Genomic DNA, 24,483 nt, shown 5'->3' with positions numbered 1-24,483 from the left:
GAGGATAGCGATGAACTTGCGTGATTTCCGCATCGGCTGGCGCCTGCTGGTGGCCGAACCGGCCTACTCCACCGTCACGATACTGGGCCTGGCGGCCGGTTTCGCCACCTGCTTCCTGCTGATGATGTATGTGGCGTTCGCATTCAGCTACGACCGCCACGTGCCGGCCGCGCACGAAGTCCATGCCGTCAAGATGCGCCCCAACTTCCTGCACGATCCCCTCTGGATGGGAGCGTCGCCGCTGCCCTTCCTCGGCGCGGCGCGGCAGACCGGCATGGCCAGTGCCGCGGCAATGGCCCTGGGCGTGGGCGCCGCTGTCGAGGCGAAGGGCAGCATGCTGCATGTCAAGGGCCTGGCCGTGACACCGGAATTCCCCGCGGTGTTCGGCCTGCGCGCCGCGCAAGGCGACCTGGCGCAAGCCCTGGCCCGGCCCGATGGCGTCGCGCTGACCTGGCGCGCGGCCGAAAAGCTGGCCGGCACGCGCCAGGTGCTGGGCAAGGTGATGCGCCTCGATGGAAAAAACCTGACCGTGCTGGCCCTGCTGGACAATCCACCGGCGGCATCGACGCTGCGCTATGAAATGCTGGTCGGCGTGGACAGCCCGGTGCTGCCGCAGGACCAGCGCAGGATGCTGGAGAAAAATTGGGGCCTGACGGCGGGCGAGCTGTACGTGCGGCTGTCGCGGGGCATTACGCAGGCAGTGTTCACGGACCAGTTGCAGCGCGCGATCGATCCGGTCCTCTCGGCCGGCATGGGGCCGCCCATGGCCGGCAAGCTCACCGGCCGCAAGCCCGTCGACGTGGCGCTGACGGCGCTGCCCGACCTGTATTTCGATCCGGACCTGGCCGGCGGCGGCAATCACGGCGACAGGAAGACGGTACTGGGCCTGGGTGCGGTCGGCATGCTGGTGCTGCTGCTGGCCGCCGCCAACTATGTGAACCTGGCCACCGTGCGCACCCTGCGTCGCCAGCCCGAGATCGTGCTGCGCAAGGTGCTCGGTGCCGGTGCCGCGCGCCTGGCAGGACTGTTCCTGGCGGAGGCGCTGCTGGTGGCGCTGCTGGCTACCGCGCTGGGCCTGCTGATCGCCTGGCTGCTGCTGCCGACGCTGTCCGGCTTGCTGGACCAGCCGCTGGACGAGATGGCGTCACCGGTCGCCATGCTGGCCGCGCTGGCCACGGGCGCGTCGACCGGATTGCTGGCTGGCCTGTATCCGGCCTGGATCGCCCTGAACATGCGGCCCAATGCGGCGCTTGCGGCGCGCCATGAACAGGAAAGCCAGGGCGGCCTGTGGGTGCGCCGCGCCTTGACGGTGCTGCAGCTGACCGTGGCAATGGGGCTCACGGCGGGAACGCTGGCCGTGGCCTGGCAGACCCGCCACGCCAGCAACACCGATCCCGGCTTCGATCCGGCACCGCTGCTCGTCGTGGAACTGCCGCGCCCGCTGAGCCGGTCGCCGGAAGGACGCCAGATGCGCGAGGCATTGCGCCACCTGCCGCACGTGCGCGGCGTGGCGTATGCCGAGAACGGCGTCGGCCAGCCCATCGTCGGCATCAACGACACGGTGCGCGGCTTGAACGGTACCGAAGCCGTGCTCGTGCACCGCAGCGTATCGGCCGACTTCTTCCAGGTCTATGGCGTGCGGGCGCTGGCTGGCCGGACCTTCGATCCGGCGATCGAAGAGGATGGCAAGCGCAAGGGCGTGATGCTGAACGCGGAAGCCGCCAGGGCGCTGGGCTTCGATCCGGTTGAAAGCGCGGTGGGTGCCCACGTGAGCCTGGCGGGGAAAAACCGCACGGCCACCGTGATCGGTATCGCGCCGCACCTGCGCCAGGAGTCGCTGCGCGACCGGCCGCGGCCCATGCTGTTCCTGAACTACTACGACGCGCAGGTGCTGACCATTCGCACCGATGGCAACACGCAGGAAGTGGCGCGCCAGGTGGAAGCCGAGTTCCGCCGCTACTTCCCGGATGACATACCGACGGTGCGCAGCGCCACCAGCTACCTGGCCGAGAACTACACGCAGGACCTGCGCCTCGCCACGCTGCTGGGCGGTGCCAGCGTGATAGCGATCGTGCTGTCGGCGTTCGGCATCTACGTACTGTCGGCCTACAACGTGCAGCGCCGCGCCCGCGAGATCGTGCTGCGCAAGCTGTATGGCGCCGGCCGGCCCGCGATCGCACGCCTGCTGGGCCGCGAATATGCCGTGCTGCTCGGTGCCGGCGCGCTGGCCGGCCTGCCTCCCGCCGCGCTGGCGATCCACCGCTACCTGGCCGGGTTCGTCGACCAGGCACCGGTCGGCGGCTGGACGCTGCTGTTCGCTGCCGCCATCGCCGTGCTGGTGGCGGCGCTCGCCACGCTGCGCCACACCATTGCCGCCCTGCGTGCCGCACCGGCCGCCGTGCTGCGCTCCTGAGAGGATAGCGATGAACTTGCGTGATTTCCGCATCGGCTGGCGCCTGCTGCTGCGCGAACCCGGTTTTTCACTCGTGACGGTGCTCGGCCTGGCGCTGGCCTTTGCCGCGTGCTTCCTGCTGCTCGGCTACGTGCGCTACTGCTTCAGCTACGACAGCCACGTGCCCGACGCCGCCCGCGTGACGCAGGTGAAGCAGCGCATCAACTGGTTTCCCCGGCCGGACTGGGATGCCCGCTCGATGCTTCCGCTGCGCCAGGTCGCGCTGGACAGCGGCCTGGTCGGACAGGCCAGCATCGCCGTGCGCTTGCGCGAGCCGCTGCGCGCCGGCGCACACCTGCATGACGTCGCGCTGCTGGCCGTCGATCCGGCATTTGCCGGCATGTTCGGCATCGTGCCGTTGGCCGGCGACCTCGCAGCGGCGCTGGCGCGGCCCGATGCGCTGGCCGTGACGCACGAGACGGCCCGCCGCCTGTTCGGCACCGCGAACGGTGTACTGGACCGCACGGTACAGGTGAACGGCGAAACGCTGAGGGTAGCGGCCGTGCTGCCCGATCTTCCCGCCAACGCCACGACGCGCTGGGAGGCGCTGACCGGGCCGTTGAGCCGCGCGCGCCCGGTGGCCGAGCGCACGGTGACACCGGACTGGCGGCGCGGCGGCATCTTCCTGAAGCTGAAGGCGGGCGCCGGCGCCGCGCAACTGGAAGCGCTGCTGCAGAAAGCGATGGATGCGTCACCGCTGGAGCAGCGCATGCGCGCGCGCCCGATCGGCAAGACGATGCAGGGCCCCGGCACCGAAGTGAAACTGATGGCGCTTCCGGACGCCTACTTCGACCCCGACATGGCGGCCAGCCGCAGCGGCGGCAACTACGGCAAGCGCTCCACCGTGCTGGGCCTGGCCGGCATCGCGTTGCTGATCCTGCTGCTGGCCGTGACCAACTACGTCAACCTCGCCACCGTGCGCGCCCAGCAGCGCCAGCGCGAATCCGGCCTGCGCAAGCTGCTCGGCGCCAGCGCGCCGCGCATGGCAGCGCAGTTCATCGCCGAATCGGTGCTCGTCTGCCTGCTGGCCGCGGTGCTGGGCATGATGCTGGCGTGGCTGCTGCTGCCCACGTTTGCCGGCCTGATCGACCGCACGCTGGAAGGTTTCTTCAGCCCTGCGCGCATCGCCCTCGCACTGCTGGCGGCGCTGCTGACCGGCGTGCTGGCGGGCGGCTGGCCGGCGCTGGTGGCGCTGCGCGTGCGGCCTGCGGCAGCGCTGGCGGGGCGCGACAACACTGAAACGGTGGGCGGGCTGTGGCTGCGCCGCGCCCTGACGGCGCTGCAGTTCGCCACGGCGATCGCGCTTGGCGGCATGGCGATCGCCGTGGCGTGGCAGACACGCTTTGCCAGCCATGCCGATCCCGGCTTCGATCCGGCACGACTGGTGACGGTGGACTTGCCCGAGGATGCCACGCCGGCATCCATCCAGGCCTTCTCGGAGGCGGTGCGCGGCCTGCCGCTGGCCGACGGGGCGGCGCTCTCGTCGGAGGCGGTGGGCCGCGACGGCAACAAGATCGTGCAGGGTTTCCGTACCCACGACGGGCGCAACCTGCGGCTGGAAATCAAGCCGGTGTCGCCGGATTTCTTCGAGGTGTACGGCATTCGTCCGCTGTTCGGCCGCCTGTACCGGGCCGATACCGACCGCACCGGCGGCGATGCGCTGGTGCTCAATGCCGCCGCTGCTGCCGTGCTGGACTATCCCGCGCCGCAGGCGGCGGTGGGCCAGGCACCGTTTCCCGACCTCGGCCCGATCGTCGGCATTGCGCCGGACGTCCGCCACAACGACCTGCGCCGGCAAACCGAACCGATCGTCTACCTGCTGCGGCCGGGCTACAGCGTGCTGACGCTGCGCACCACCGCCAGCGTGGACGACGTGGAGCGTGCGCTGGCGCCGCTGTGGCAGCGTTATTTCCCGGACCGGATCATGACCGTGCAGCGCGCGGCAGCCCTGTTCGCACAGGCTTACCAGGAAGATGCGCGGCTGGCGCGGATGCTGGGCACGGCCAGCGCGCTGGCCGTGGGGCTGGCGGCGTTCGGCATCTACGTGCTGGCCGCCTACAGCGTGCAGCGCAACCGCCGGCAGATCGTGCTGCGCAAGCTGTACGGGGCCGGCAAGGGTGCCATTGCCCGGCTGCTGGGCCGCGAATTCGCCGCGCTGCTGGCCGCCGGCATGCTGCTTGGCGTACCGCTGGCATGGCTGGCGATCGAACGCTACCTGGCGGACTTCGTCGAACGCGCGCCGCTGGGCCAATGGCCGCTCGTGGCCGCAACGCTGCTGGCGGCACTGGTGGCGCTGCTCGCCACGGCACGCCATGCGCTGGCGGCATTGCGGCTGGCGCCGGCCGGCGCCTTGCGGGATTGACCGGCCGCAGCAGGAGCAGGGGCAGCACAAAAAAAACGGCGACCCTCGGGTCGCCGTTTCTTTTGGCAGTAATGCTCAGCGAGCAGTGCTCAGCGCTTGATCGACAGCACTTCGATATCGAACACCAGCGTCGAGTTGGCGGGGATGACGCCGTTCGCCACCGCGCCGTAGCCCAGGCTTGGCGGAATCACCAGGCGGCGCTTTCCGCCCACGCGCATGCCGACCACGCCCTGGTCCCAACCGGCGATGACGGTGCCCTTGCCCAGCTGGAAGGTGAACGGGCTGGCCGCGGTGGCCTGGTCGAACTGGGTGCCCTTGTTTTCGGCCTTGGTGCTGTCGTACACCCAGCCGGTATAGGCAACGGTGACGCTGTCGCCGGCGATGGCTTCGATGCCGGTGCCGACGGCCAGGTCGGCCTTCGTCACGACCGGCAGGTCGGGGGTCGTCACCGGTGCGTCGTCGCTGCCGCCGCAAGCAGTCAGGGCCAGCGCACAAGCCAGCGTCGCGAGAATTTGGAGAATCGATTTCATGGGGTCACTCTTACCTGGATAGAAAAGTCGTTGAAAAGTCGTGCCAAGGGTTGTTTGCATCGTTGGCCGTCGCCGGTGGAGCGAAAGTTTAACAGAGTGCCACTGCCGCTCCCACGGGACAACATTTCGTTACAAGTTTAAATCTCGACCTGCGTGCCCAGTTCGATCACGCGGTTCGGCGGAATCTGGTAATAGTCGGCCGCGGCACGGGCATTGCGCGACATCGCCACGAACAGGTGTTCGCGCCATGGCGCCATGCCCTGCTGCGGCGCCGAGATCACGGTCTGGCGGGCGATGAAGAAGGAGGTCTCCATCATCTCGAAGCGCAAGCCGTGTTCGGCGCAGCGCTCGAGGATGGCGGGAATGTCCGGCTCGTCCTTGAAGCCGTAGTCGACGTTGACCTGGTAGCACTGGTGCCCCAGGTCGGCGATACGCACCTGTTCTTCCGGCGCCACGTACGGCTCTTCCAGGATATGCACGGTGAGGAAGACCACGCGTTCGTGCAGCACCTTGTTGTGCGACAGGTTGTGCAGCATCGCATGCGGCACGCCGTCGCTTTCGCCGCGCAGGAACACGGCGGTGCCGGGCACCCGTGCCGGCGGCGCCACGAACAGCGAGTCCAGGAAGGCGTCCAGCGGGATCGCGTGCTTTTCAAGGTTCTTGAACACGAGGTGGCGGCCGGTGCGCCAGGTGAGCATGATCGTGAACAGCGCGGTACCGAGCAGCAGCGGCATCCAGCCGCCGTGGAACAGCTTCAGCGTGCAGGCCGAGAACAGCAGCACGTCGATCACCAGGAAGAAGCCGGTGGCGAGGATGCAGACCGGCAGCGGCAGGTGCCAGCGGTAGCGGATCACGAAGAACGTCAGGATCGTGGTTGCCAGCATCGTGGCCGAGACGGCGATGCCGTAGGCGCCGGCCAGGGCGTCCGACGAGCCGAAGCCGATCACCGCAATCAGCACCACGATCAGCTGCAGCCAGTTGACGGCCGGTATGTAGATCTGGCCGATCTGGTGCTCGGAGGTATGCATCACGCGCATGCGCGGCAGCAGGCCCAGTGCAATGGCCTGCTTGGTCATCGAGAAGGTTCCCGAGATGGTGGCCTGCGAGGCGATCACGGTGGCCATCGTGGCCAGCACCACCAGCGGGTAGATGCTCCAGCTGCCCAGTTGCTGGAAGAAGGGATTCGAGATCGCTTCCGGCGCGTGCAGCAGCAACGCGCCCTGGCCGAAGTAGTTCAGCGCCAGCCCGGGGAATGCCACCGTGAACCACGCCATGCGGATCGGCTTCTTGCCGAAGTGGCCCATGTCCGCGTACAGCGCTTCGGCGCCGGTAAATGCCAGCACCACGGCGCCCAGGCCGACGAACGCGACGAAGCCGTTGTCGATCATGAAGTGCACGGCGTGCAGCGGGTTCAGTGCACGCAGGATGTCCGGCCGCTCGACGATGTTGACGATGCCCATGACCGCCAGCGCGGCGAACCACAGCACCATCACGGGCCCGAAGAAGCGGCCGATGCCGGCGGTGCCATGGCGCTGCACCGAATACAGCGTGACCAGCACCACGATCGTCAGCGGCACCACGTAATGTTCCAGCGCGGGCGTCGCCACTTCCAGGCCCTCTATCGCGCTCAGCACGGAAATCGCCGGGGTGACCACGCTGTCGCCATAGAACATGGTGGCACCCAGCACGCCCAGCACGAGCAGCGGAAAATGCCAGCCGGAGCGCTTGCTGACGGAATTGAGCGCCAGCGCCATCAGCGCCATGATGCCGCCCTCGCCGCGATTGTCCGCACGCAGCACCAGCGTGACGTACTTCAGGGAGACAACGATCGTCAGCCCCCAGAAGATCAGCGAAACGACACCCAGCAGGTTGGCTTCGTTCAGCGCCAGGCCGTGGTCGGGGTCGAAGATGGTCTTGAGGGTATAGAGGGGGCTGGTACCGATGTCGCCGTAGACGATGCCCACGGCGGCCAGCGTCAATGTAGCAAGGCTGCTTTTCTTGTCTGTCAAAATTGCACCCGAATTATTTTTTTGCGCACTGCACAATAGGCCAACCGCCCTGTAAAAGCAAGCCGGGCGGCAGCCAGCGCATGCTGCACCGTTGTGTTAAGGTCGCGCTCCATGCAAGGATGACAAATGACGATTGAAAAAGCCACGGCCGCCGATGCCCCTCGCCTCTTCGAGGTATGGGAAGCCTCGGTACGCGCCACCCATGATTTCCTGTCCGAGGAAGCCATTGCCGCACTGGTGCCGCTGGTACGCGACCTGCTGGGCACGTTCACGCCACTGTACTGCCTGCGCGACGCTGCCGGCGCGCCTTTTGCATTCATGGGTGTGGCCGGTGGCAACATCGAGATGCTGTTCGTGCATCCGGACCGGCGCGGTACCGGCGCCGGCCGCCTGCTGACGGAGTTCGCGATCGGCACGCTGGGCGCCACGAAGGTGGACGTCAACGAGCAGAACGGCCAGGCCGCCGGCTTTTACGCGCGCATGGGTTTCCGCCAGGCGGGCCGCTCGGAACGCGATCCGTTCGGCCATCCGTACCCGATCCTGCACCTGGAACTGCCATGACGAAGGAGGGACACGGCGAGGAAGGGGCCCGCGGCGTGCTGAACGCCACCACCGCGTTCCTGCTGTGGGGGCTGTTCCCGCTGTATTTCCATGCGATCGGCGAGGTGCCACCGGTGGAGATCCTGGCGCACCGCATGGTCTGGTCGCTGCTGTTCCTGTGCATTGTGCTGACGCTGCGCCGGCAATGGAAATGGCTGCCGGCGGTGCTGCGGCAGCCGAAGATCGTGGCCACCTTCACGGCCAGCGCGCTGCTGCTGTCGGCCAACTGGTTCATCTACATCTGGGCCGTGAACAACGGCCATGTGCTCGACGCCAGCCTGGGTTACTTCATCACGCCGCTGGTCAATGTGCTGCTCGGGCTGTTCGTGCTGAAGGAGCGGCTGCGCGGCGGCCAGTGGCTGGCGATCGGCGTGGCCGCCACCGGCGTGGCCTGGCTCACCTGGCAGGCCGGCGCCCTGCCGTGGATCGCCCTGGCGCTGGCAGCCACGTTCGGTGCCTATGGCCTGCTGCGCAAGACCGCCGCGCTGGCGGCGCTGGAAGGGCTGTCGTTCGAAACGCTGCTGCTGTTCCCGCTGGCCGGGGGCTACGTGCTCTGGCTGACGGTCCATGGCGCCAATACCTTCGTCAACACGCCCAGCGACTGGACGCGCGCGCTGCTGGTGGCGGCCGGCCCGATCACCGCGATCCCGCTGCTGCTGTTCGCCGCCGGCGCGCGCAAGATCCCGCTGTCCGTGCTCGGCATGCTGCAGTACATCGCACCGACGATGCAGATGATCCTCGGACTGCTGGTATTCCACGAGACGTTCTCGAAAGCGCGGCTGGCCGGCTTCATCGTGATCTGGAGCGCGCTGGCGCTGTATGTCGCGGAAGGGTTCATCACGGCGCGCCGCACGGCGGCCTGACTGGCGGGTTACTGGCCCTCGCGCACCGTTTGGCGTATCCTTGTTGACCTTCTTATAGTCACAACACTCAATTCGAGAATTTCTCAATGGCAAATTACGTCTATACCATGAACCGCGTGGGCAAAATCGTCCCGCCCAAGCGCCAGATCCTGAAAGACATTTCGCTCTCGTTCTTCCCGGGCGCGAAGATCGGCGTGCTGGGCCTGAACGGCTCCGGTAAGTCGACCTTGCTGAAAATTATGGCCGGTATCGATACCGACATCCAGGGCGAAGCGCGCCCGATGCCGGGCCTGTCGATCGGCTACCTGCCGCAGGAACCGCAGCTCGATCCGGAAAAAACCGTGCGCCAGGAAGTGGAATCGGGCCTGGGCGAAGCGTTCGAGGCGCAAGCCAAGCTGGACGCCGTCTACGCCGCCTATGCCGAGGAAGACGCCGACTTCGACGCGCTGGCCGCCGAGCAGCAGCGCCTGGAATCGATCCTGGCCGCCGCCGATGGCGGCAACCTGAACCTGCAGCTGGAAATGGCCGCCGATGCGCTGCGCCTGCCGCCATGGGATGCGAAAATCGGCGTGCTGTCGGGTGGTGAAAAGCGCCGCGTGGCGCTGTGCAAGCTGCTGCTGTCGAAGCCCGACATGCTGCTGCTCGACGAACCGACCAACCACCTGGATGCCGAATCCGTCGAATGGCTCGAGCAGTTCCTGCTGCGCTTCCCCGGCACCGTGGTCGGCATCACCCACGATCGCTACTTCCTCGACAACGCCGCCGAATGGATCCTGGAACTGGACCGCGGCCACGGCATTCCGTGGAAAGGCAACTACAGCTCGTGGCTGGACCAGAAACAGGCCCGCCTGCAGCAGGAAGAATCCACCGAATCGGCACGCCAGAAGGCGCTGAAGACGGAACTGGAATGGTCGCGCCAGAATCCGAAGGCGCGCCAGGCCAAGTCCAAGGCCCGCCTGGCCCGCTTCAACGAACTGTCCGAATACGAATACCAGAAACGCAACGAGACGCAGGAGATCTTCATCCCCGTCGCCGAGCGCCTGGGCAACGATGTCATCGAATTCAAGAACGTGTCCAAAGCGTTCGGCGATCGACTGCTGATCGACAACCTGTCGTTCATCGTCCCGCCGGGCGCGATCGTCGGCATCATCGGCCCGAACGGTGCCGGTAAATCCACGCTGTTCAAGATGATCGCCGGCATCGATACGCCGGACAGCGGCGAAGTGGTCATCGGCAAGACCGCGAAGGTCTCGCTGGTCGACCAGAACCGCGACGAGCTGGCCAACAACAAGACCGTGTTCGAAGATGTCTCCGGCGGCGCCGACATGCTGAGCGTGGGCCGCTTCGAGATGCCGTCGCGTGCCTACCTGGGCCGCTTCAACTTCAAGGGCGGCGACCAGCAAAAGATCGTCGGCAACCTGTCCGGTGGCGAACGCGGCCGCCTGCACCTGGCCAAGACGCTGCTCAAGGGCGGCAACGTGCTGCTGCTGGATGAACCGTCGAACGACCTGGACGTGGAAACCCTGCGCGCGCTGGAAGATGCGCTGCTCGAATTCGCCGGTTCCGTGATGGTGATCTCGCACGATCGCTGGTTCCTGGACCGTATCGCCACCCACATCCTGGCGTTCGAAGGCAATTCGCAGGTCACGTTCTTCGACGGTAACTACCAGGAATACGAGGCGGACAAGAAGAAACGCCTCGGCGAGGAAGGCGCCAAGCCGAAGCGTATCCGCTACAAGCCTCTCACGAACTGAGGCGCAAAATAAAAACGGACTCCTCGGAGTCCGTTTTTTTCTTCTCTCACAAAGAAACTGCTGGGGAGGCGGGCACAGGGACATTGGACCGACCGCTCCCGCTGTCGCGCCCGGCCTCGACCGGTACTGCGCGCCCGCTTAGAAGCTGTAGCGCGCGTTCAGCGACACGGCGCCCTTGCTGCGGCCGATATCGACTTCGTTCTTGCCGTAGTGCTCATATTCCAGCGACAGGCCGACCTTCTCGTTCACGGCATACTCGGCCCCCAGCGCCGCGTAGGCGGTATTGCGGCTGCTTTCGCCACTGTAGTTGCCAGCCAGGCCGGAAACGGTCACGTCGTTCTTATTGTGCGCGACGCCGAGCTTGCCGAACACATTGACTTTTTCCGCCACCGGGTAGCTGGCCTTGCCGGCCACGTAGTAGGACTTGGAATCAGCCTGGGCGCGGCCGTTCAGGCCAGCCTGCGAGTAAGCGTAGTTTGACTTGCCGAAGTCCGTATAGCCGGCTTCGACAGCCCACATCGGATTGATCTGGTAACCGGCAAAGAACTTGCCGCCCCATTCGTGCTTGGTATGGTCGCCCGAGCCGATGTCGCCAGCCAGGTTGTCGTAGCGGTGTTCGGAAACCACGCCGCCGATGCCCACATAGGGCTGGCCTTCAGCGGCATGGGCGGAAACGGCGCCAAAGGCGGCAGCGGAAGCAACGAGGGCAAGAAGTGTTTTTTTCATGATTGATCTCTCAGCAAAAATGATTGTTTTTACAGTGCTGCGGGATCGCTGTTCGTATCAGTGGAACCGCGACGAGACCAAGATAACACCGGACTATATTTATAAAAGGTCCATTTCCGTAATAATTGTTAGCAGATGTAATGGCTATTGAAAGCGGGCGAACATGCCCAAACTGACGGCGCTTCCTTAAGAAACCCTAATAAAGTGTAGTCCTGGAAACGATTTACTGAATCAGGCGAAAAGTCAAATTGACGCGGACGCCGCGCGGCCTGGTTTCCTTGTTGATGCCGTGCCGCCAGTACTTCTGCAAGGTGCTGGCCATCAGCAGCAAGCTGCCATCCGTCAGGTCGAGCTTCACGGTTTTCGGCAGCTTCCGATGCTTCAGGATGAAGGTGCGCGTGGCGCCGAAGCTGACCGACGCGATTGCCGGCTCCGGGCCCAGTTCCGGTTCGTCGTCGCTGTGGAAGCCCATGCTGTCGCGCTCGTTGCGGTAGCAGTTCAGCAGCACGCTGTTGAACTGCTTGCCGGTCGCCTCCTCCACGGCGCGCCTGATGTCCAGCAGCAGCGGCGTGAACGGCAACGGGTGGAAGGTCCGACCGGAATAGGTATAGCTGGCCTCGCCATACCAAGCCGACAGGCGCGGCTGCTTCTGCGCCTTGCCGAACAGGAAAATGGTCTCCTCGCGCCAGGCGATATCGTAGAGCAGGCCGCGAAGTACCGCGGCGTTCGGCATTGATAACGGGAGTTGCGGGAGGAACGCCAGTTCGCCGTCGTCGATCGGGATCGGCTGCAGGGTGGCATCGGCTGAAAACAGGTCCATCACGCTATGATAGCGGACGCTTCACACGACAATAACAACGAGGGAATCCTGATGGAGAAACGTACCTTCCTGGCTGCGCTGGCATCGACCGGCGCGGCGCCGGCATTGGCCGCAGCAAAGAACACGCAGCGCGGCCCGACGCTGCTGACGGTGACGGGCGCGATCCCGCAAGCCAACCGCGCCAGGTTCGACCCGGTGGCGGACCAGATGATGTTCAAGCAAAAGCTGTCGTTCGACAAGGCGTGGACCTTCGACTTCGCCGCGCTGGCCGCGCTGCCGGCACTGACGATCCGGCCCACGCTGGAGTACGACGGCAAGGTGCATACACTGTCCGGCCCGCTGATGGCCGATGTGCTGAAGGCAGCCGGCGTCGCCATCGGGGACAGCACCCGCATCACGCTGCGCGCCGTCGACGGCTACGCAGCCTCGGTCACCGGCGCGCAGGCACGCAAGCAGCGGTTCATCGTGGCAACGCACCTGGACGGCGCGCCGATGGCGCTCGGCGGCCTGGGCCCGCTATGGGCGGTGTACGACGCGGACCGGGTTCCGGACATGGCGGCAAGGCCTGTGGCCGAGCGCTTCGGCTCGTGCCCGTGGGCCTTGTATCACATCGACATTTCCTGAGGTTTTAACAAGCCGCAAAAATAGGGACCAAAATTAGGGACGGACCCTGTTTTCTAGGAAATTTCCTGAAAAGTGGCCGGTCTGGCGATCCGGTCCGTCCCTGATTTTTTTTCTCTGCCTTACGCGTACGCTTCGGCCAGCGACATCACGCGCGGCGTGAAGGCGATGCCCACGTCGCCGAAGATCTTGCCGATCTGCGCCATATTGGCTTCGCACTCTTCCACTTTCCAGCCCTTGAACAGGTCCGTGCCGTCTTTCTGGAAGTGCAGGTCGAGCACCTTGCCGCGGTCCTTGTGGGTGTAGGCGGAGCTGTGGGTCTGGAGGAAGCCGGCGCTGGCCAGTGCCTCGAGCACGGCGGTCGGTGGATTGTCCGGGTCGGTTGCCAGATAAACGCCATAGGTCTTGCCGGGCGGTTTTGCAGCGATGTCGACTTCGTAGATGCCGGGCGCCTTGGTGACGGTCGTGGACTTCAGAAATAGCATAACGATCCCCTGTCCGGCGCGGCGCCGGTCGGTAGAAGTGAGAAGAGAGGACCTAGCTTATTGCTTTGCACCAAGTTTGTCGATGATCGCGTGACTTTTTTTGCTCCAGCGCAACGCTTTGACGTCAACCGGACAAGATTGCCTGCCGGTTACTGGCGCTTGCGGCTGGCCAATGCCGCGGTTGGCGGCACGAGGGCGCCATACAGGGTGCCGGTATCGGCATCCCATGCCGATACCGCGGCCTGCTGCCGCTGCACGGTCGCGTAATCGCCCCGTGCAATCGGGCCGGACAAGGCCTGGGCGGAGCCCATCCGGAACACGTTCGACAGCGATTCCTGCGCCAGCGGATGCGCCAGTTCCCGTGCCACGTCGGCGGGAATGCCAGCCGCCTCGTAAGCACGCAGCGCCGCATCGAGTACGGTGACAAGGTAGTTGCTGGCGAACACTGCCGCCGCATGGTAGACGGTCTTGGCCGCCGGGTCGATCGCCACGGGCCGGGCGCCGATCGCTTCCAGCGCCGGCGCCAGCACGTCCAGTGCCGCGGCATCGCCTTCGATACCGCAAAACGTACCGGCAAAAGCCGCCACCACGGCCGCGGGATCGGCGAAACTGCGCACCGGATGCACGCTGGCGAGCAGCGCGCCTCCCTGCCGCGCCGCCTCGAGCGTGCCGGAAGCCAGCGCGCCGCTGCAGTGGAACATGATCGCGCCATGCAAGGCGCGGCTGGCCGCGAGCGCCGCGCAGGCGGGCACGATCTGGTCGTCCGTCACCGCCAGCAGGTACACGTCGGCCACGGGCAACGCGGCCATCTCCGCCGCAGCGGTGCCGGCACCGATGAAATCCACGCCCCGCTGCGCCGAGGCCGGTGAACGGGCCAGCACGCCGGCGATGTCGAACACGCCGGCAGCGTGCCACAGGCGCCCCAGCGCGCGGCCGACGTGTCCGGCGCCGACGATGGCCAGCGTGCGCATCAGAACCCGGACCCCGGCGTTTGCAGGAATTCCGCTTCCTCCGGCGTCGACGTGCGGCCCAGGATCGCGTTGCGGTGCGGGAAGCGGCCAAACTTGCGGATCACGTCGCGGTGGCGTTTCGCATAGTCGAGCATGCTTTCAAAGCCCGCGTTGGACGCCGCCAGCTTGTCGAACAGGATCACCGAACGGTCCTGCATCGACAGGCTTTCGGCATGCTCGAACGGCATGTACGCAAACGCGCGCTGGACTGGCGGCAGCGTCTGGTTGGCGCCGGAATTGTCGATCGCCAGTGCCGCTTCCAGCGCCAGCGTGTCGCCGGCAAACGCCTTCGGCGTGCCGCGGTAGATGTTGCGCGTGAACTGGTCCAGCACCAGGATGCGCGCCAGCGCGCCTTGCGTGCCTTCGTCGTCCCACTGGCGCAAGCCGCCCGCCAGCGCATCCTCGACGGCATCGCCGAATTCGGCGAAGACCTGGCGATCGAACGCGTCGTCCTTGCGGAACCATTCCGGCCGCTGCGTGTTATGGCCCTTCACGCCGATCGGCAGGAACCAGAAATCCAGTACGTCTTGCGATGTGACGAGCATAAATTCTCCTCAATGCGTATTTCTTGAACTGGCAACGTCAGTTGCGGGCGTGCGTGATCTGGAATTCTTCCACGCCCTCGTAATGCGCCATCTCGTCGGCCAGCTTGCCCAGCGGGGCGCCGCTATGCTTGCTGTGGGCCAGGGCGACGAAGCGCCATTCCATCTTGCCACCTTGCAGGGCGATCATCAGCGAGCCGCCGGCGATTTCGTAGCCGCGCTCGCTTGCCATGGCGCGCAGCCGTTCTTCCTGAGGCTCGTAGCCCGGCTTGAAGCGCAACGTGATGGCGATCGCGTGGCGCGACGGCAGCCAGGCTTCGATCTTCGACAGGTAGATCATCACCATGGCAGACAGCAGCGCCAGCCCCATCGCCGCGGCATAGAAACCCACGCCGACGAGGATGCCGATCACCGCGGAGGCCCAGATCGATGCCGCCGTCGTCAGCCCGCTGATGTTGAACCCCTCACGCATGATCACCCCGGCGCCGAGGAAGCCGATGCCGGTGACGATGCCCTGGATCACGCGCGTGGGATCGGTGCCCACCAGCGCCGTCATCTGGCCGCCGAACCAGTGCTCCGGATAGCCGCCGATCACGGTCAGCGCGGCCGATGCCATGCACACCAGTCCATACGTGCGCATGCCGGCGGCGCGGCCGTGATACGAGCGCTCGTAACCGACCAGCATGCCGAGCAGCAGTGCGCCCAGCAGGTTGAGGAAGATGACGCCATTCGTCACCAGCTCGGCGGATGTCCAGTAGGCACCCAGCAGGTCACGCGTCATGTCAGGCTTTCGGCGGCTTCTTCGTCAGCTGCTTTTCGAATTCAACATCGTTCTTGCTGATGCGCTTCGCCACCTGCGGCCCCTGCGCATTGACGAACGCAACGAAATCGTCGAGCTCCATCGGCGGGCACAGCGGTGGCTTGCCCGGCCCTTCGGTGAGGAAGAAATGGCCGCTGCCGGTGATCGACATCGACCAGCCCGGGTTGCCGCTGCGCTGCTTGAGCCGGTCGATCGCGTTCGACGCCCTGGTGGAACGGCTGCTCATAATGGTTGGGTCCTTTCGTTGAGCCACGCCAGCGCGGCGCCGTCCACCAGCGGGGCCAGGCGCTCGCGCACGGTGGCATGGTAATCGTTCAGCCACGCGATCTCGTCATCGCGCAGCAGTGCGCGCTCGATGCAGCGCGTGTCGATGGGGCACAGGGTCAGCGTCTCGAAGCGCAGGAACTCGCCGAATTGCGTCGTGCCGTCGGCCCGGTTCAACACCAGGTTCTCGATGCGGATGCCCCACTTGCCGGGCCGGTAGATGCCCGGCTCGATCGACGTGATCATGCCCGGTTCCATCGCCGTATGCGCTTCCGGCATCAGCGAAGGCGTGATCGCATGCGGCCCTTCGTGCACATTGAGGAAGAAGCCCACGCCATGGCCGGTGCCGTGGCCGAAGTCGATGCCGGCCGCCCAGATCGGCGCACGGGCGATCGCGTCGAGCAGCGGCGCCTTGGTGCCGCGCGGGAAACGGGTGGCGGACAGCGCCATCATCCCCTTCAGCACCAGCGTGAAGTCGCGCCGGTGTTCGGCCGTGATGTCGCCGACCGGCACCACGCGCGTGATGTCGGTGGTGCCGCCGATGTACTGGCCGCCGGAATCGATCAGCAGCAGGCCATCGCCGTCGATGACGGCGCAATGCTCTTCGGTGGCGCGGTAATGCATGATCGCGCCGTTGGCCTGGAAGCCGGCGATGGTGCCGAAGCTGGGGCTGACAAAGCCCGGCCGGCGCGCGCGGGCGGCGGTGATGTGGCGGTCGATGTCGACCTCGTCCAGCGGCTCCTCGCGGCGCCGTGCCAGCGCCCCCTCCAGCCAGGCAAAGAATTCGCACAGCGCGGCACCGTCCTGCTCCATCGTGGCGCGCACGTGCACGCCTTCGGCCTCGGTCTTGCGCGACTTGGCGAACGTGGTCGGATTGATCGCTTCCACCACCTTGACATGGCCGGGCACCGCCTGCCGCGTGCCGTGCGTGATGCGGCGTGGATCGAGCAGCAGCACGGTGCCGGGCGGCAGTTCGGCCAGCGCCGCGGCGACGCGTTCATACGAGGCGACGGTGACGCCGTCGGCCGCGAGCTTCGCCGCCAGCGACGGTTTCACCTTGCCATCGTCCACGAACAGCGTGGCGTGGTCCAGCCCGACCAGCGCGTGCGAAACGAAGACCGGGTTGAAGTTCACATCCGATCCGCGCAGGTTGAACAGGTACGCGATATCGTCCAGCGTGGAGACCAGGTGGCGGTCGGCGCCCTGCTCGCGCATCGCGGCGTGCAGCGCGGCCAGTTTTTCGGTGCGCGGCGTGGCGGCATAGGGCGCCACATGCTCGTACACGGGATCGTGCGGCAAACCGGGCCGGTCGTTCCAGACGTCGTCGAGCAGGTCGGCATCCGCGCGCAGCGTGACGCCTTTCGCATCGAGCGCCCCCTGCAGCAGCCGGGCAATGGCCAGGCCCAGCACGGCGCCATCGACGGCAACGGTCTGCCCGGCCGTCATCGTGGCAGCCAGCCAGCTCACGTATTCCGTGCTGGCGCCGGAGGCGATCTTCATCAGCGCGATGCCGGTGCCGGCCAGTTCCGTTTCGGCCTGCGTCCAGTAACGGCCGTCCGTCCACACGCCGGCGAAGTCCTGCGTGGCGATGAACGTGCCGACCGATCCCGTGAAGCCGGACAGCCATTCGCGGCCTTTCCAGCGGGGCGGCACGTACTCGGACAGGTGCGGGTCGGACGACGGCACGATCACGGCGTCGACGCCATGGTGGTGCATGGCCCGGCGCAATGCGGCCAGGCGGTCGGCGATGATGGAAGCTGCGGTGGTAGACATGGGTATCAGTGGCACATGAGGAAGTACACGTGACCGAATGATACCGCGCAGCCGCTCATCAGTGCAGCACCCTCGGCTGGCCGTTGTCCCCCTCGAGGTGATGCGTGGTCTGCTGGAAATCCATGCGCGGGCGCCCTTCGGCGATATCGCGCACGGCGCGCACGATCTCGTCCTGCGCCACGTAATGCAGCATGTGGCCGGCATCCTGCACCGTGTGCAGCTGGCTTTGCAGCAGTTCGCGGTGCAGGCGCTCGGCATTGTGCTCGTGGTTGACCATCTTGTCGCCATCGCCGGAGAAGATCGTGACCGGCATCGTGACCTCGGGATAGCGGTGGCGCAGGCTGGCGGCGCCGGGAATCATCAGCACGGTTTCCGCGCTGGCCGCGCGCAGTTGCGAAGGCCGCAGCGACAGCCACTTGGGCCAGCGCTGGAAACTGTCGGCCACTGGCCGCGGGCTGAACATTTTCTTGACGAGCCCCGGCCACAACAGGCGCGATATCAGCGGCGAGACCGTGAAGCGCATCACATCGCCCACCACCGGGATCGCCGGGCCGGACATCAGCACCGCATCGGCGCGCGGGCTCGGGTAGTAATAGCCGCCCATCAGCACGAGGCCGTTGACGAGGCCGGGATGGTCCACCGCCATCGCCAGCGCCACCAGCGTGCCCCATGAATGACCCAGCACGATGGCCTGGTCGACATGCAATTCCTTCAGCGCCCTGGCCAGCAAGGCCCCCTGCTCGGCCGGCGTCCATACCGTGCTGCGCGGCCGGTCGCTGTAGCCGAAGCCGGGCCGGTCGAAGGCGATCACCGTGTGATCGCGCGCGAGCATGTCGACCAGGCCGGACAGTTCGAAGTCCAGCGACGTCGCGCCATTGCCGTGCAACAGCACGACGACCGGGCCCGCGCCCCGCTGCAGGTAATGCAGCTTCACCCCGTCGACAGTGACGAACTGGCCGGCTGGCGGATGCTCCGCCTCGGCCTGTTTCGTCTTGCTGCGCACCACCATATAGGAAGCGGCCAGCGCACCTGCCGCCAATGCCGCCCACGCGGTTTGTTTCCTGCTTAGCTGTAACATGAAAAGCTCCTGGTTTTCCGTGTCCGAGACAGGCTAAAGCAGGAGGGAGCTGCCATTTGTTAAGGCACTAACACAGAAGGCGAATCGTTTACAACACGGCTCGGCAATACCGCGGCGACACTCAGGCGTGGGCGTCGAACTTTCGCAACCCATCCAGATCGAGGATGCGGATGCCGCCGTAATCCACGCGCAGCAAGCCTTCCCGCTCCAGCATCTGCAAGGCCTGGTTGGCGCGCTGGCGCGATGCGCCGGACAGCAGCCCGACCTCTTCCTGCGAGATCTGCACCAGCCGCTGGCTGCCGGGATACAGGTGGGTATTGAACAGCGAGGCCAGGCAGCGGGCCACGCGGGTATCGGGGTCGAGCAGCCGCTCGTGCTCGACCATGCCGATGAACTGGCCCAGCCGTTCGTTCAACTGCATCAGCAGGAAGCGCGTGAACGGCAAACTGGTTTCCAGCAGCCAGTGGAAGGTGGCAGCCGGCATCCGGGCGATGCGGCTGTCGCGCAGCGCCATCGCATCGTATTTGCGGTGTTCGTCTTTCAACAGCGAACCTTCGCCGAACCAGCCGCCAGGCGGCACGCCGGTAAATGTGACGCTCTTGCCCGACGGCGAGAAATTGTTCATCTTGACCATGCCGGAAATGATGCCGACCCAGTTGTCGACGACCTCTCCCTTGCGGCAGACGAAGCCGCCTTTCGGCACGAATACCTCGAACGTGGTGGCTTCCACGCGCGCCATCTGCCCGGCGGTCAGCGCCTGGGCCCACAGCGCGCTGCGCAATGCTTCTTTCAGGCTGGGGGCCTTGTCATCCACGCCGTCATCCACGCTGTTGGCCACGCTGTTGGCCACGCTGTTGTTCACCTTGTCGGTCACGCTGTCCCCTTGCTGCATTGCACCATCGAAAGTCCGGGCAATTGTCTTTGAAACGACAACCGCGGGCAGGCATCGCAGTTAATATCATTGCATAAAAAGCGCGTCTCGAACCCCGAATCAGAATGGGAGACACTGATGGACGCAATACCGGAGACCTTCCCCCGCCTGCTGATCGAACATGGGCGAACCCGGCCGCACAAGTACGCCTACCGCGAAAAACACCTGGGCATCTGGCAGGCATGGACGTGGGCCCAGGCGAATGATGAAGTGCGCGCACTGGCCTGCGGCCTCGCCGCGCTGGGTTTCACGCGCGGCATGCACCTGGCCATCATCGGCGACAACCGGCCCCGCCTGTACTGGGCGATGCTGGCCGCGCAATGCCTGGGCGGCGTGGCCGTGCCGCTGTACCAGGACGCGCCTGCGGCGGACATGGCCTATGTGCTGGAGAACGCCGAGATCCGCTACGCGATCGTGGAAGACCAGGAACAGGTCGACAAGCTGCTGGAGCTGAAATCCGACTATCCCGGCATCGCGCATATCGCCTACGACGACGAGCGCGGCATGCGCCATTACCGCCAGGGCGAACTGGTCTCCTACGCCCGGCTGCAGGAAGCCGGGCGCGCGTGGGACCGGGCCAATCCCGATTTTTTCGACACCGCGGTGCAGGCGGGGCGCGGAACGGATAACGCGGTCATCCTGTACACCTCCGGCACCACCGGCAAGCCGAAAGGCGTTTGCCAGGCCCATGCGGCACTGATCGCCGCAGGCACCGGCGGTACCGGCTTCGAACGGCTGACGGATGAAGAGAACGTGTTGTCCTACCTGCCCATGGCGTGGGTCGGCGACTGCCTGTTTTCGTTTGCCCAGGCACTGGTGGCAGGCTTCACCGTGAACTGCCCGGAATCGTCGGAAACGGTGACGATCGACCTGCGCGAGATCGGTCCCAGCTATTACTTCGCGCCGCCGCGCATCTTCGAAGGCATGCTGACGCAGGTGATGATCCGCATGGAGGATGCCGGTGCGCTGAAGCGCCGGATGTTCGACCATTTCATGGCCGTGGCACGGCGCGTGGGCGCCGACATCCTCGACGGCCGCCCGGTCCCGGCGGCGGACCGGCTGCGCTACGCGCTCGGCGACCTGCTCGTGTACGGGCCGCTGAAGAACGTTCTGGGCTTGTCCAGGGTGCGGGTCGCCTATACGGCCGGCGCCGCGATCGGTCCCGACCTGTTCCGCTTCTACCGCTCGATCGGCATCAACCTGAAACAGTTCTACGGCTCCACGGAGACGTGCGCCTACATCTGCCTGCAGCCGGACGGCCAGATCAAGTTCGACAGCGTCGGCATGGCGGCGCCCGGCGTGGACGTGAAGCTGGCCGACAACGGCGAAGTGCTGGTGAAGTCGCCCACACTGATGAGCGGCTACTACAAGCGGCCGGATGCGACCAGCGAAGCGATCGATCCGCAAGGCTGGTTCCACACGGGCGATGCCGGCATCTTCGACGCCGACGGCCACCTGAAGATCATCGACCGCGCGGCGGACGTGGGGCGCCTGAACGGCGGCGCGATCTTCGCCCCGAACTACATCGAGAACAAGCTGAAGTTCTTCCCCTTCATCAAGGAGGCCGTGGCCTTCGGCAGCGGGCACGATACCGTGTGCGCCTTCCTGAACATCGACATGGAAGCGGTGGGCAACTGGGCCGAGCGGCGCAATATCGCGTACTCCGGCTACACGGAACTGGCCGCCCATCCACAGGTGTATGCGCTGATGGCCGACTGCGTGGAAAAGGTCAACGCCGACCTGGCGGCCGATGCGGCGATGAGCGCCACGCAGATCCACCGCTTCCTCGTGCTGCACAAGGAACTCGACCCGGACGACGATGAACTGACCCGTACCCGCAAGGTGCGCCGCAAGTTCGTCGCCGAGAAATACCGCGTGCTGGTCGAGGCGCTGTATGCCGGCCGGGCCACGCAATACATCGAAACGCAGGTGAAGTTCGAGGATGGCCGCAGCGGCATCGTGGCGGCCGACCTGCGCATTGCCGACAGCCGCGTGTTGACGCCCGTGCGGCGTGCGGCGTGATGGGAGAAGCCACGATGCTGATGAACGAACCCGACACGCTGTTCAGCCCACGGCGCAAGACCGGCCCCGTGATTCTCGACCTGCGCGACATCTCGCTGTCGTTCGGCGGCGTGAAGGCGCTGACCGGCATCTCGTTCGACGTGCGCGAACACGAGATCCGCGCCATCATCGGCCCGAACGGTGCCGGCAAGAGCTCGATGCTGAACGTGATCAACGGCGTGTACCGCCCGCAGCAGGGCGAGATCGTGTTCCGCGGCCAGCACCGGCGCAAGATGGACTGCTACGCGGCGGCCAGGTCCGGCATCGCCCGCACGTTCCAGAACATCGCGCTGTTCAAGGGCATGACGGTGCTGGACAACGTGATGACCGGCCGTAATCTCAGGATGAAATCGAATTTCCTGCTGCAGGCGCTGCACTGGGGCCCGGCGCGGCGCGAGGAAATCGCCCACCGCCGCAAGGCCGAGGAAATCATCGACTTTCTCGAGATACAGCACATCCGCAAGACGCCGGTGGGGCGCCTGCCGTACGGTTTGCAGAAGCGGGTCGAGCTGGCCCGTGCGCTGGCCGCCGAGCCGGAAATACTGCTGCTCGACGAACCGATGGCCGGCATGAACGTGGAAGAAAAGCAGGACATGTGCCGCTTCATCCTCGACGTAAACGACCAGTTCGGCACGACGATCGTGCTGATCGAACACGACATGGGCGTGGTGATGGATATCTCGGACCGGGTCGTGGTGCTCGACTACGGCAGGAAGATCGGCGACGGCACGCCGGACGAAGTGCGCGCGAATCCCGAAGTGATCAGGGCATATCTGGGCAGCGCGGCGGATGGCGCGGAAAGCGGCGGCAATGGACATTAACTTTTTCTTCGAAGTCCTGATCGGCGGCCTGCTCTCCGGCGTGATGTATGCGCTGGTGGCGATCGGTTTCGTGCTGATCTACAAGGCATCCGGCGTGTTCAATTTTGCCCAGGGCGCCATGGTGTTCTTCGCGGCGCTGACCTGCGTGGGCATGATGGACAAATTCGGCATGTCGCTGTGGCTGGCGATCCCCTGCACGGTGCTGGCAATGATCCTGCTCGGCATCGCCATCGAGCGCGTGGTGCTGCGCCCGCTGGTGAACCAGCCGGAGATCACGCTGTTCATGGCCACCATCGGCCTCGCCTTTTTCCTCGAAGGACTGGCACAGCTGCTGTGGGGTTCGCAGGTGCACCAGTTGCCGCTGCCGATCGAGGATGTGCCGATACAGGCGCTGCTGGACCGCTTCAACATCGTGGTATCGCAGTTCGACGTGATCGCCGCCGTCATCTGCGGCGTGATGGTTGCCGTGCTGGCGCTGCTGTTCGCGAAGACCAGGGTCGGCCGCGCCCTGCGCGCCGTGGCGGACGATCACCAGGCCGCGCAGGCCGTCGGCATCCCGCTGCAGCGCATCTGGGCGATCGTTTGGGCGGTGGCAGGCGTGGTGGCACTCGTCGCGGGCCTGCTGTGGGGCGCACGCAATGGCGTGCAGTTCGCGCTGACGTTCATCGCCCTGAAAGCCTTGCCGGTGCTGATCCTGGGCGGCTTCACGTCGGTACCCGGCGCCATCGTCGGCGGCCTGATCATCGGTGCTTCCGAAAAGCTGGCCGAGGTGTACATCGGGCCGCTGGTCGGCGGCGGCATCGAGGGCTGGTTCCCCTACGTGCTGGCGCTGCTGTTCCTGCTGGTGCGGCCGGAAGGGCTGTTCGGCGAAAAGATCATCCGGAGGATCTGACATGCTCTACCGCGAAGCCGGGCAGTTCCGCACCACCTACGAGGCCGACGGCCAGCTCCTGCCGATCCGCCAGGACCGCATCGCGCTGCTGGCCACGCTGGCCGTCGCCGTAGTGGCGGTGCCGTTGATTGCCTCACCCTACCTGCTGTCGGCGATCCTGATCCCGTTCCTGATCTTCGCGCTGGCCGCGCTGGGCCTGAACATCCTCACCGGCTATGCCGGCCAGCTGTCGCTGGGCACCGCCGCGTTCATGGCGGTCGGCGCGTTCGCTTCGTGGAATTTCGTGGCGCGCATCCCCGGCATGCCGATGCTGCTCGCCTTCGTGCTGGGCGGCCTGTGCGCGGCCCTGGTCGGCATCGCATTCGGCCTGCCCTCGCTGCGCATCCGCGGTTTCTACCTGGCCGCGGCCACGCTGGCCACGCAGTTCTTCGTGATCTGGTGCCTGACGAAGATTTCATGGCTGACCGGCGGCAGCGCTTCCGGCGTGATCACCGCCCAGCGCATCGAGATCCTGGGCTACGCGTTCGATACGCCGCAGCGCAAGTACGTGCTGGTGCTGCTCGTGGTGGCCCTGATGGCGCTGATGGCGAAGAACCTGGTGCGCTCCAACGTGGGCCGTTCGTGGATGGCCGTGCGGGACATGGACATGGCCGCCGAAGTGATCGGCATCCGCCCGATGCGCACGAAACTGCTGGCGTTCGCCGTCAGCTCGTTCTATTGCGGCGTGGCCGGCGCGCTGTATGCGTTCGCCTACCTCGGCACGGTGGAACCGGAAGCCTACAGCCTGGATTTGTCGTTCCGCATCCTGTTCATGATCATCATCGGCGGCGTGGGCTCGATCCTCGGCTCCTTCCTCGGCGCGGCCTTCATCGTGCTGCTGCCGGTGTTCCTGAACATCGCCGCGCACGGCCTCGCGCTGCCCACCAGCGTGGCGTCGAACCTGGAGCTGATGGTGTTCGGCGCGCTGATAATCTTCTTCCTGATCGTGGAGCCTCATGGCCTGGCGCGCCTGTGGCAGATTGGCAAGGAGAAGTTGCGCCTGTGGCCATTCCCTCATTAGAAAATCCAA

At 65.8% G+C, this 24,483-nt stretch carries 22 protein-coding genes; 10 read left to right on the top strand and 12 right to left on the bottom strand.

Annotated elements, in window-relative coordinates; translation table 11 throughout:
• Window positions 1–10 precede the first annotated feature (10 nt).
• The gene (locus ACY34H_RS00940; protein ID WP_464975602.1) at window positions 11–2,413 is read left to right on the top strand and encodes an ABC transporter permease; all 2,403 of its coding nucleotides are present in this window, start codon (window positions 11–13) and stop codon (window positions 2,411–2,413) included.
• A 10-nt stretch (window positions 2,414–2,423) separates the two neighbouring features.
• Entirely contained in the window at window positions 2,424–4,814 is a 2,391-nt protein-coding gene (locus ACY34H_RS00935; protein ID WP_464975601.1) for an ABC transporter permease, read from the top strand.
• An 89-nt stretch (window positions 4,815–4,903) separates the two neighbouring features.
• Here the strand turns inward: ACY34H_RS00935 and ACY34H_RS00930 are convergent, their stop codons facing one another.
• Together ACY34H_RS00930 and ACY34H_RS00925 are read right to left on the bottom strand one after the other, a co-directional pair.
• A complete protein-coding gene (locus ACY34H_RS00930; RefSeq protein WP_464975600.1) occupies window positions 4,904–5,344 on the bottom strand; it encodes an FKBP-type peptidyl-prolyl cis-trans isomerase in 441 nt (146 codons plus the stop codon).
• 137 nt (window positions 5,345–5,481) lie between these two features.
• Window positions 5,482–7,356, bottom strand: coding sequence for a potassium transporter Kup (locus ACY34H_RS00925; RefSeq protein ID WP_464975777.1), 1,875 nt, complete (start codon window positions 7,354–7,356; stop codon window positions 5,482–5,484).
• A gap of 123 nt (window positions 7,357–7,479) precedes the next feature.
• On the opposite strand from ACY34H_RS00925, the gene ACY34H_RS00920 reads away from it, so the two are divergent.
• The 3 genes from ACY34H_RS00920 (at window position 7,480) to ettA (ending at window position 10,570) form a co-directional block, all read left to right on the top strand.
• Complete coding sequence (locus tag ACY34H_RS00920) at window positions 7,480–7,914, top strand: GNAT family N-acetyltransferase (protein WP_464975599.1); 435 nt, start codon at window positions 7,480–7,482, stop codon at window positions 7,912–7,914.
• Window positions 7,911–8,816 (top strand): EamA family transporter RarD, encoded by a 906-nt coding sequence (rarD, locus tag ACY34H_RS00915; RefSeq protein ID WP_464975598.1) that lies wholly within the window; start codon window positions 7,911–7,913, stop codon window positions 8,814–8,816. Before ACY34H_RS00920 ends, rarD begins: the two co-directional genes overlap by 4 nt.
• An 86-nt stretch (window positions 8,817–8,902) precedes the next feature.
• The gene (gene ettA, locus ACY34H_RS00910) at window positions 8,903–10,570 is read left to right on the top strand and encodes an energy-dependent translational throttle protein EttA (RefSeq protein WP_131148337.1); all 1,668 of its coding nucleotides are present in this window, start codon (window positions 8,903–8,905) and stop codon (window positions 10,568–10,570) included.
• A gap of 138 nt (window positions 10,571–10,708) precedes the next feature.
• Here the strand turns inward: ettA and ACY34H_RS00905 are convergent, their stop codons facing one another.
• The gene (locus ACY34H_RS00905) at window positions 10,709–11,296 is read right to left on the bottom strand and encodes an outer membrane beta-barrel protein (protein ID WP_464975597.1); all 588 of its coding nucleotides are present in this window, start codon (window positions 11,294–11,296) and stop codon (window positions 10,709–10,711) included.
• A 223-nt stretch (window positions 11,297–11,519) separates the two neighbouring features.
• Window positions 11,520–12,116, bottom strand: coding sequence for an alpha-ketoglutarate-dependent dioxygenase AlkB family protein (locus tag ACY34H_RS00900; protein WP_464975596.1), 597 nt, complete (start codon window positions 12,114–12,116; stop codon window positions 11,520–11,522).
• Window positions 12,117–12,167: 51 nt separating this feature from the next.
• Here ACY34H_RS00900 and ACY34H_RS00895 point away from each other — a divergent pair, with 51 nt between their 5' ends.
• The gene (locus ACY34H_RS00895; RefSeq protein ID WP_464975595.1) at window positions 12,168–12,740 is read left to right on the top strand and encodes a molybdopterin-dependent oxidoreductase; all 573 of its coding nucleotides are present in this window, start codon (window positions 12,168–12,170) and stop codon (window positions 12,738–12,740) included.
• A gap of 119 nt (window positions 12,741–12,859) precedes the next feature.
• Here the strand turns inward: ACY34H_RS00895 and ACY34H_RS00890 are convergent, their stop codons facing one another.
• The 8 genes from ACY34H_RS00890 to ACY34H_RS00855 form a co-directional block, all read right to left on the bottom strand.
• Window positions 12,860–13,222, bottom strand: a complete 363-nt coding sequence (locus ACY34H_RS00890) for a hypothetical protein (protein WP_464975594.1) — start codon at window positions 13,220–13,222, stop codon at window positions 12,860–12,862.
• A gap of 149 nt (window positions 13,223–13,371) precedes the next feature.
• Window positions 13,372–14,193, bottom strand: coding sequence for a Rossmann-like and DUF2520 domain-containing protein (locus tag ACY34H_RS00885; RefSeq protein WP_464975593.1), 822 nt, complete (start codon window positions 14,191–14,193; stop codon window positions 13,372–13,374).
• A complete protein-coding gene (locus ACY34H_RS00880) occupies window positions 14,193–14,777 on the bottom strand; it encodes a DUF924 family protein (protein ID WP_464975592.1) in 585 nt (194 codons plus the stop codon). The genes ACY34H_RS00885 and ACY34H_RS00880 overlap by 1 nt, the downstream gene beginning before the upstream one ends.
• Before the next feature lie 37 nt (window positions 14,778–14,814).
• Window positions 14,815–15,555 (bottom strand): MgtC/SapB family protein, encoded by a 741-nt coding sequence (locus ACY34H_RS00875; RefSeq protein ID WP_464975591.1) that lies wholly within the window; start codon window positions 15,553–15,555, stop codon window positions 14,815–14,817.
• Window position 15,556: 1 nt separating this feature from the next.
• A complete protein-coding gene (locus tag ACY34H_RS00870; RefSeq protein ID WP_464975590.1) occupies window positions 15,557–15,820 on the bottom strand; it encodes a hypothetical protein in 264 nt (87 codons plus the stop codon).
• Window positions 15,817–17,631: an aminopeptidase P family protein gene (locus ACY34H_RS00865; RefSeq protein WP_464975589.1), complete on the bottom strand. Its 1,815-nt coding sequence runs from the start codon at window positions 17,629–17,631 to the stop codon at window positions 15,817–15,819. The genes ACY34H_RS00870 and ACY34H_RS00865 overlap by 4 nt, the downstream gene beginning before the upstream one ends.
• 58 nt (window positions 17,632–17,689) lie before the next feature.
• Window positions 17,690–18,709 (bottom strand): alpha/beta fold hydrolase, encoded by a 1,020-nt coding sequence (locus ACY34H_RS00860; protein ID WP_464975588.1) that lies wholly within the window; start codon window positions 18,707–18,709, stop codon window positions 17,690–17,692.
• Between the two features lie 121 nt (window positions 18,710–18,830).
• A complete protein-coding gene (locus tag ACY34H_RS00855; protein ID WP_464975776.1) occupies window positions 18,831–19,448 on the bottom strand; it encodes a Crp/Fnr family transcriptional regulator in 618 nt (205 codons plus the stop codon).
• Window positions 19,449–19,718: 270 nt separating this feature from the next.
• Here ACY34H_RS00855 and ACY34H_RS00850 point away from each other — a divergent pair, with 270 nt between their 5' ends.
• The 4 genes from ACY34H_RS00850 to ACY34H_RS00835 are packed head-to-tail and all read left to right on the top strand — an operon-like array spanning window position 19,719 to window position 24,474.
• Entirely contained in the window at window positions 19,719–21,662 is a 1,944-nt protein-coding gene (locus tag ACY34H_RS00850; protein WP_464975587.1) for an AMP-binding protein, read from the top strand.
• 14 nt (window positions 21,663–21,676) lie between these two features.
• A complete protein-coding gene (locus tag ACY34H_RS00845) occupies window positions 21,677–22,522 on the top strand; it encodes an ABC transporter ATP-binding protein (RefSeq protein WP_464975586.1) in 846 nt (281 codons plus the stop codon).
• Window positions 22,518–23,414 carry a branched-chain amino acid ABC transporter permease gene (locus tag ACY34H_RS00840; protein WP_464975775.1) on the top strand — a complete coding sequence of 299 codons (897 nt, stop codon included), beginning with the start codon at window positions 22,518–22,520 and terminating at the stop codon, window positions 23,412–23,414. Before ACY34H_RS00845 ends, ACY34H_RS00840 begins: the two co-directional genes overlap by 5 nt.
• A gap of 1 nt (window position 23,415) precedes the next feature.
• Window positions 23,416–24,474, top strand: a complete 1,059-nt coding sequence (locus ACY34H_RS00835) for a branched-chain amino acid ABC transporter permease (RefSeq protein ID WP_464975585.1) — start codon at window positions 23,416–23,418, stop codon at window positions 24,472–24,474.
• Window positions 24,475–24,483 lie beyond the last annotated feature (9 nt).

It is taken from the genome of Pseudoduganella sp. jia 9 (genome assembly GCF_055502615.1).
The sequence above is the reverse complement of the archived record's forward strand: the minus strand, read 5'-3'. Positions and strand labels throughout refer to the sequence as shown.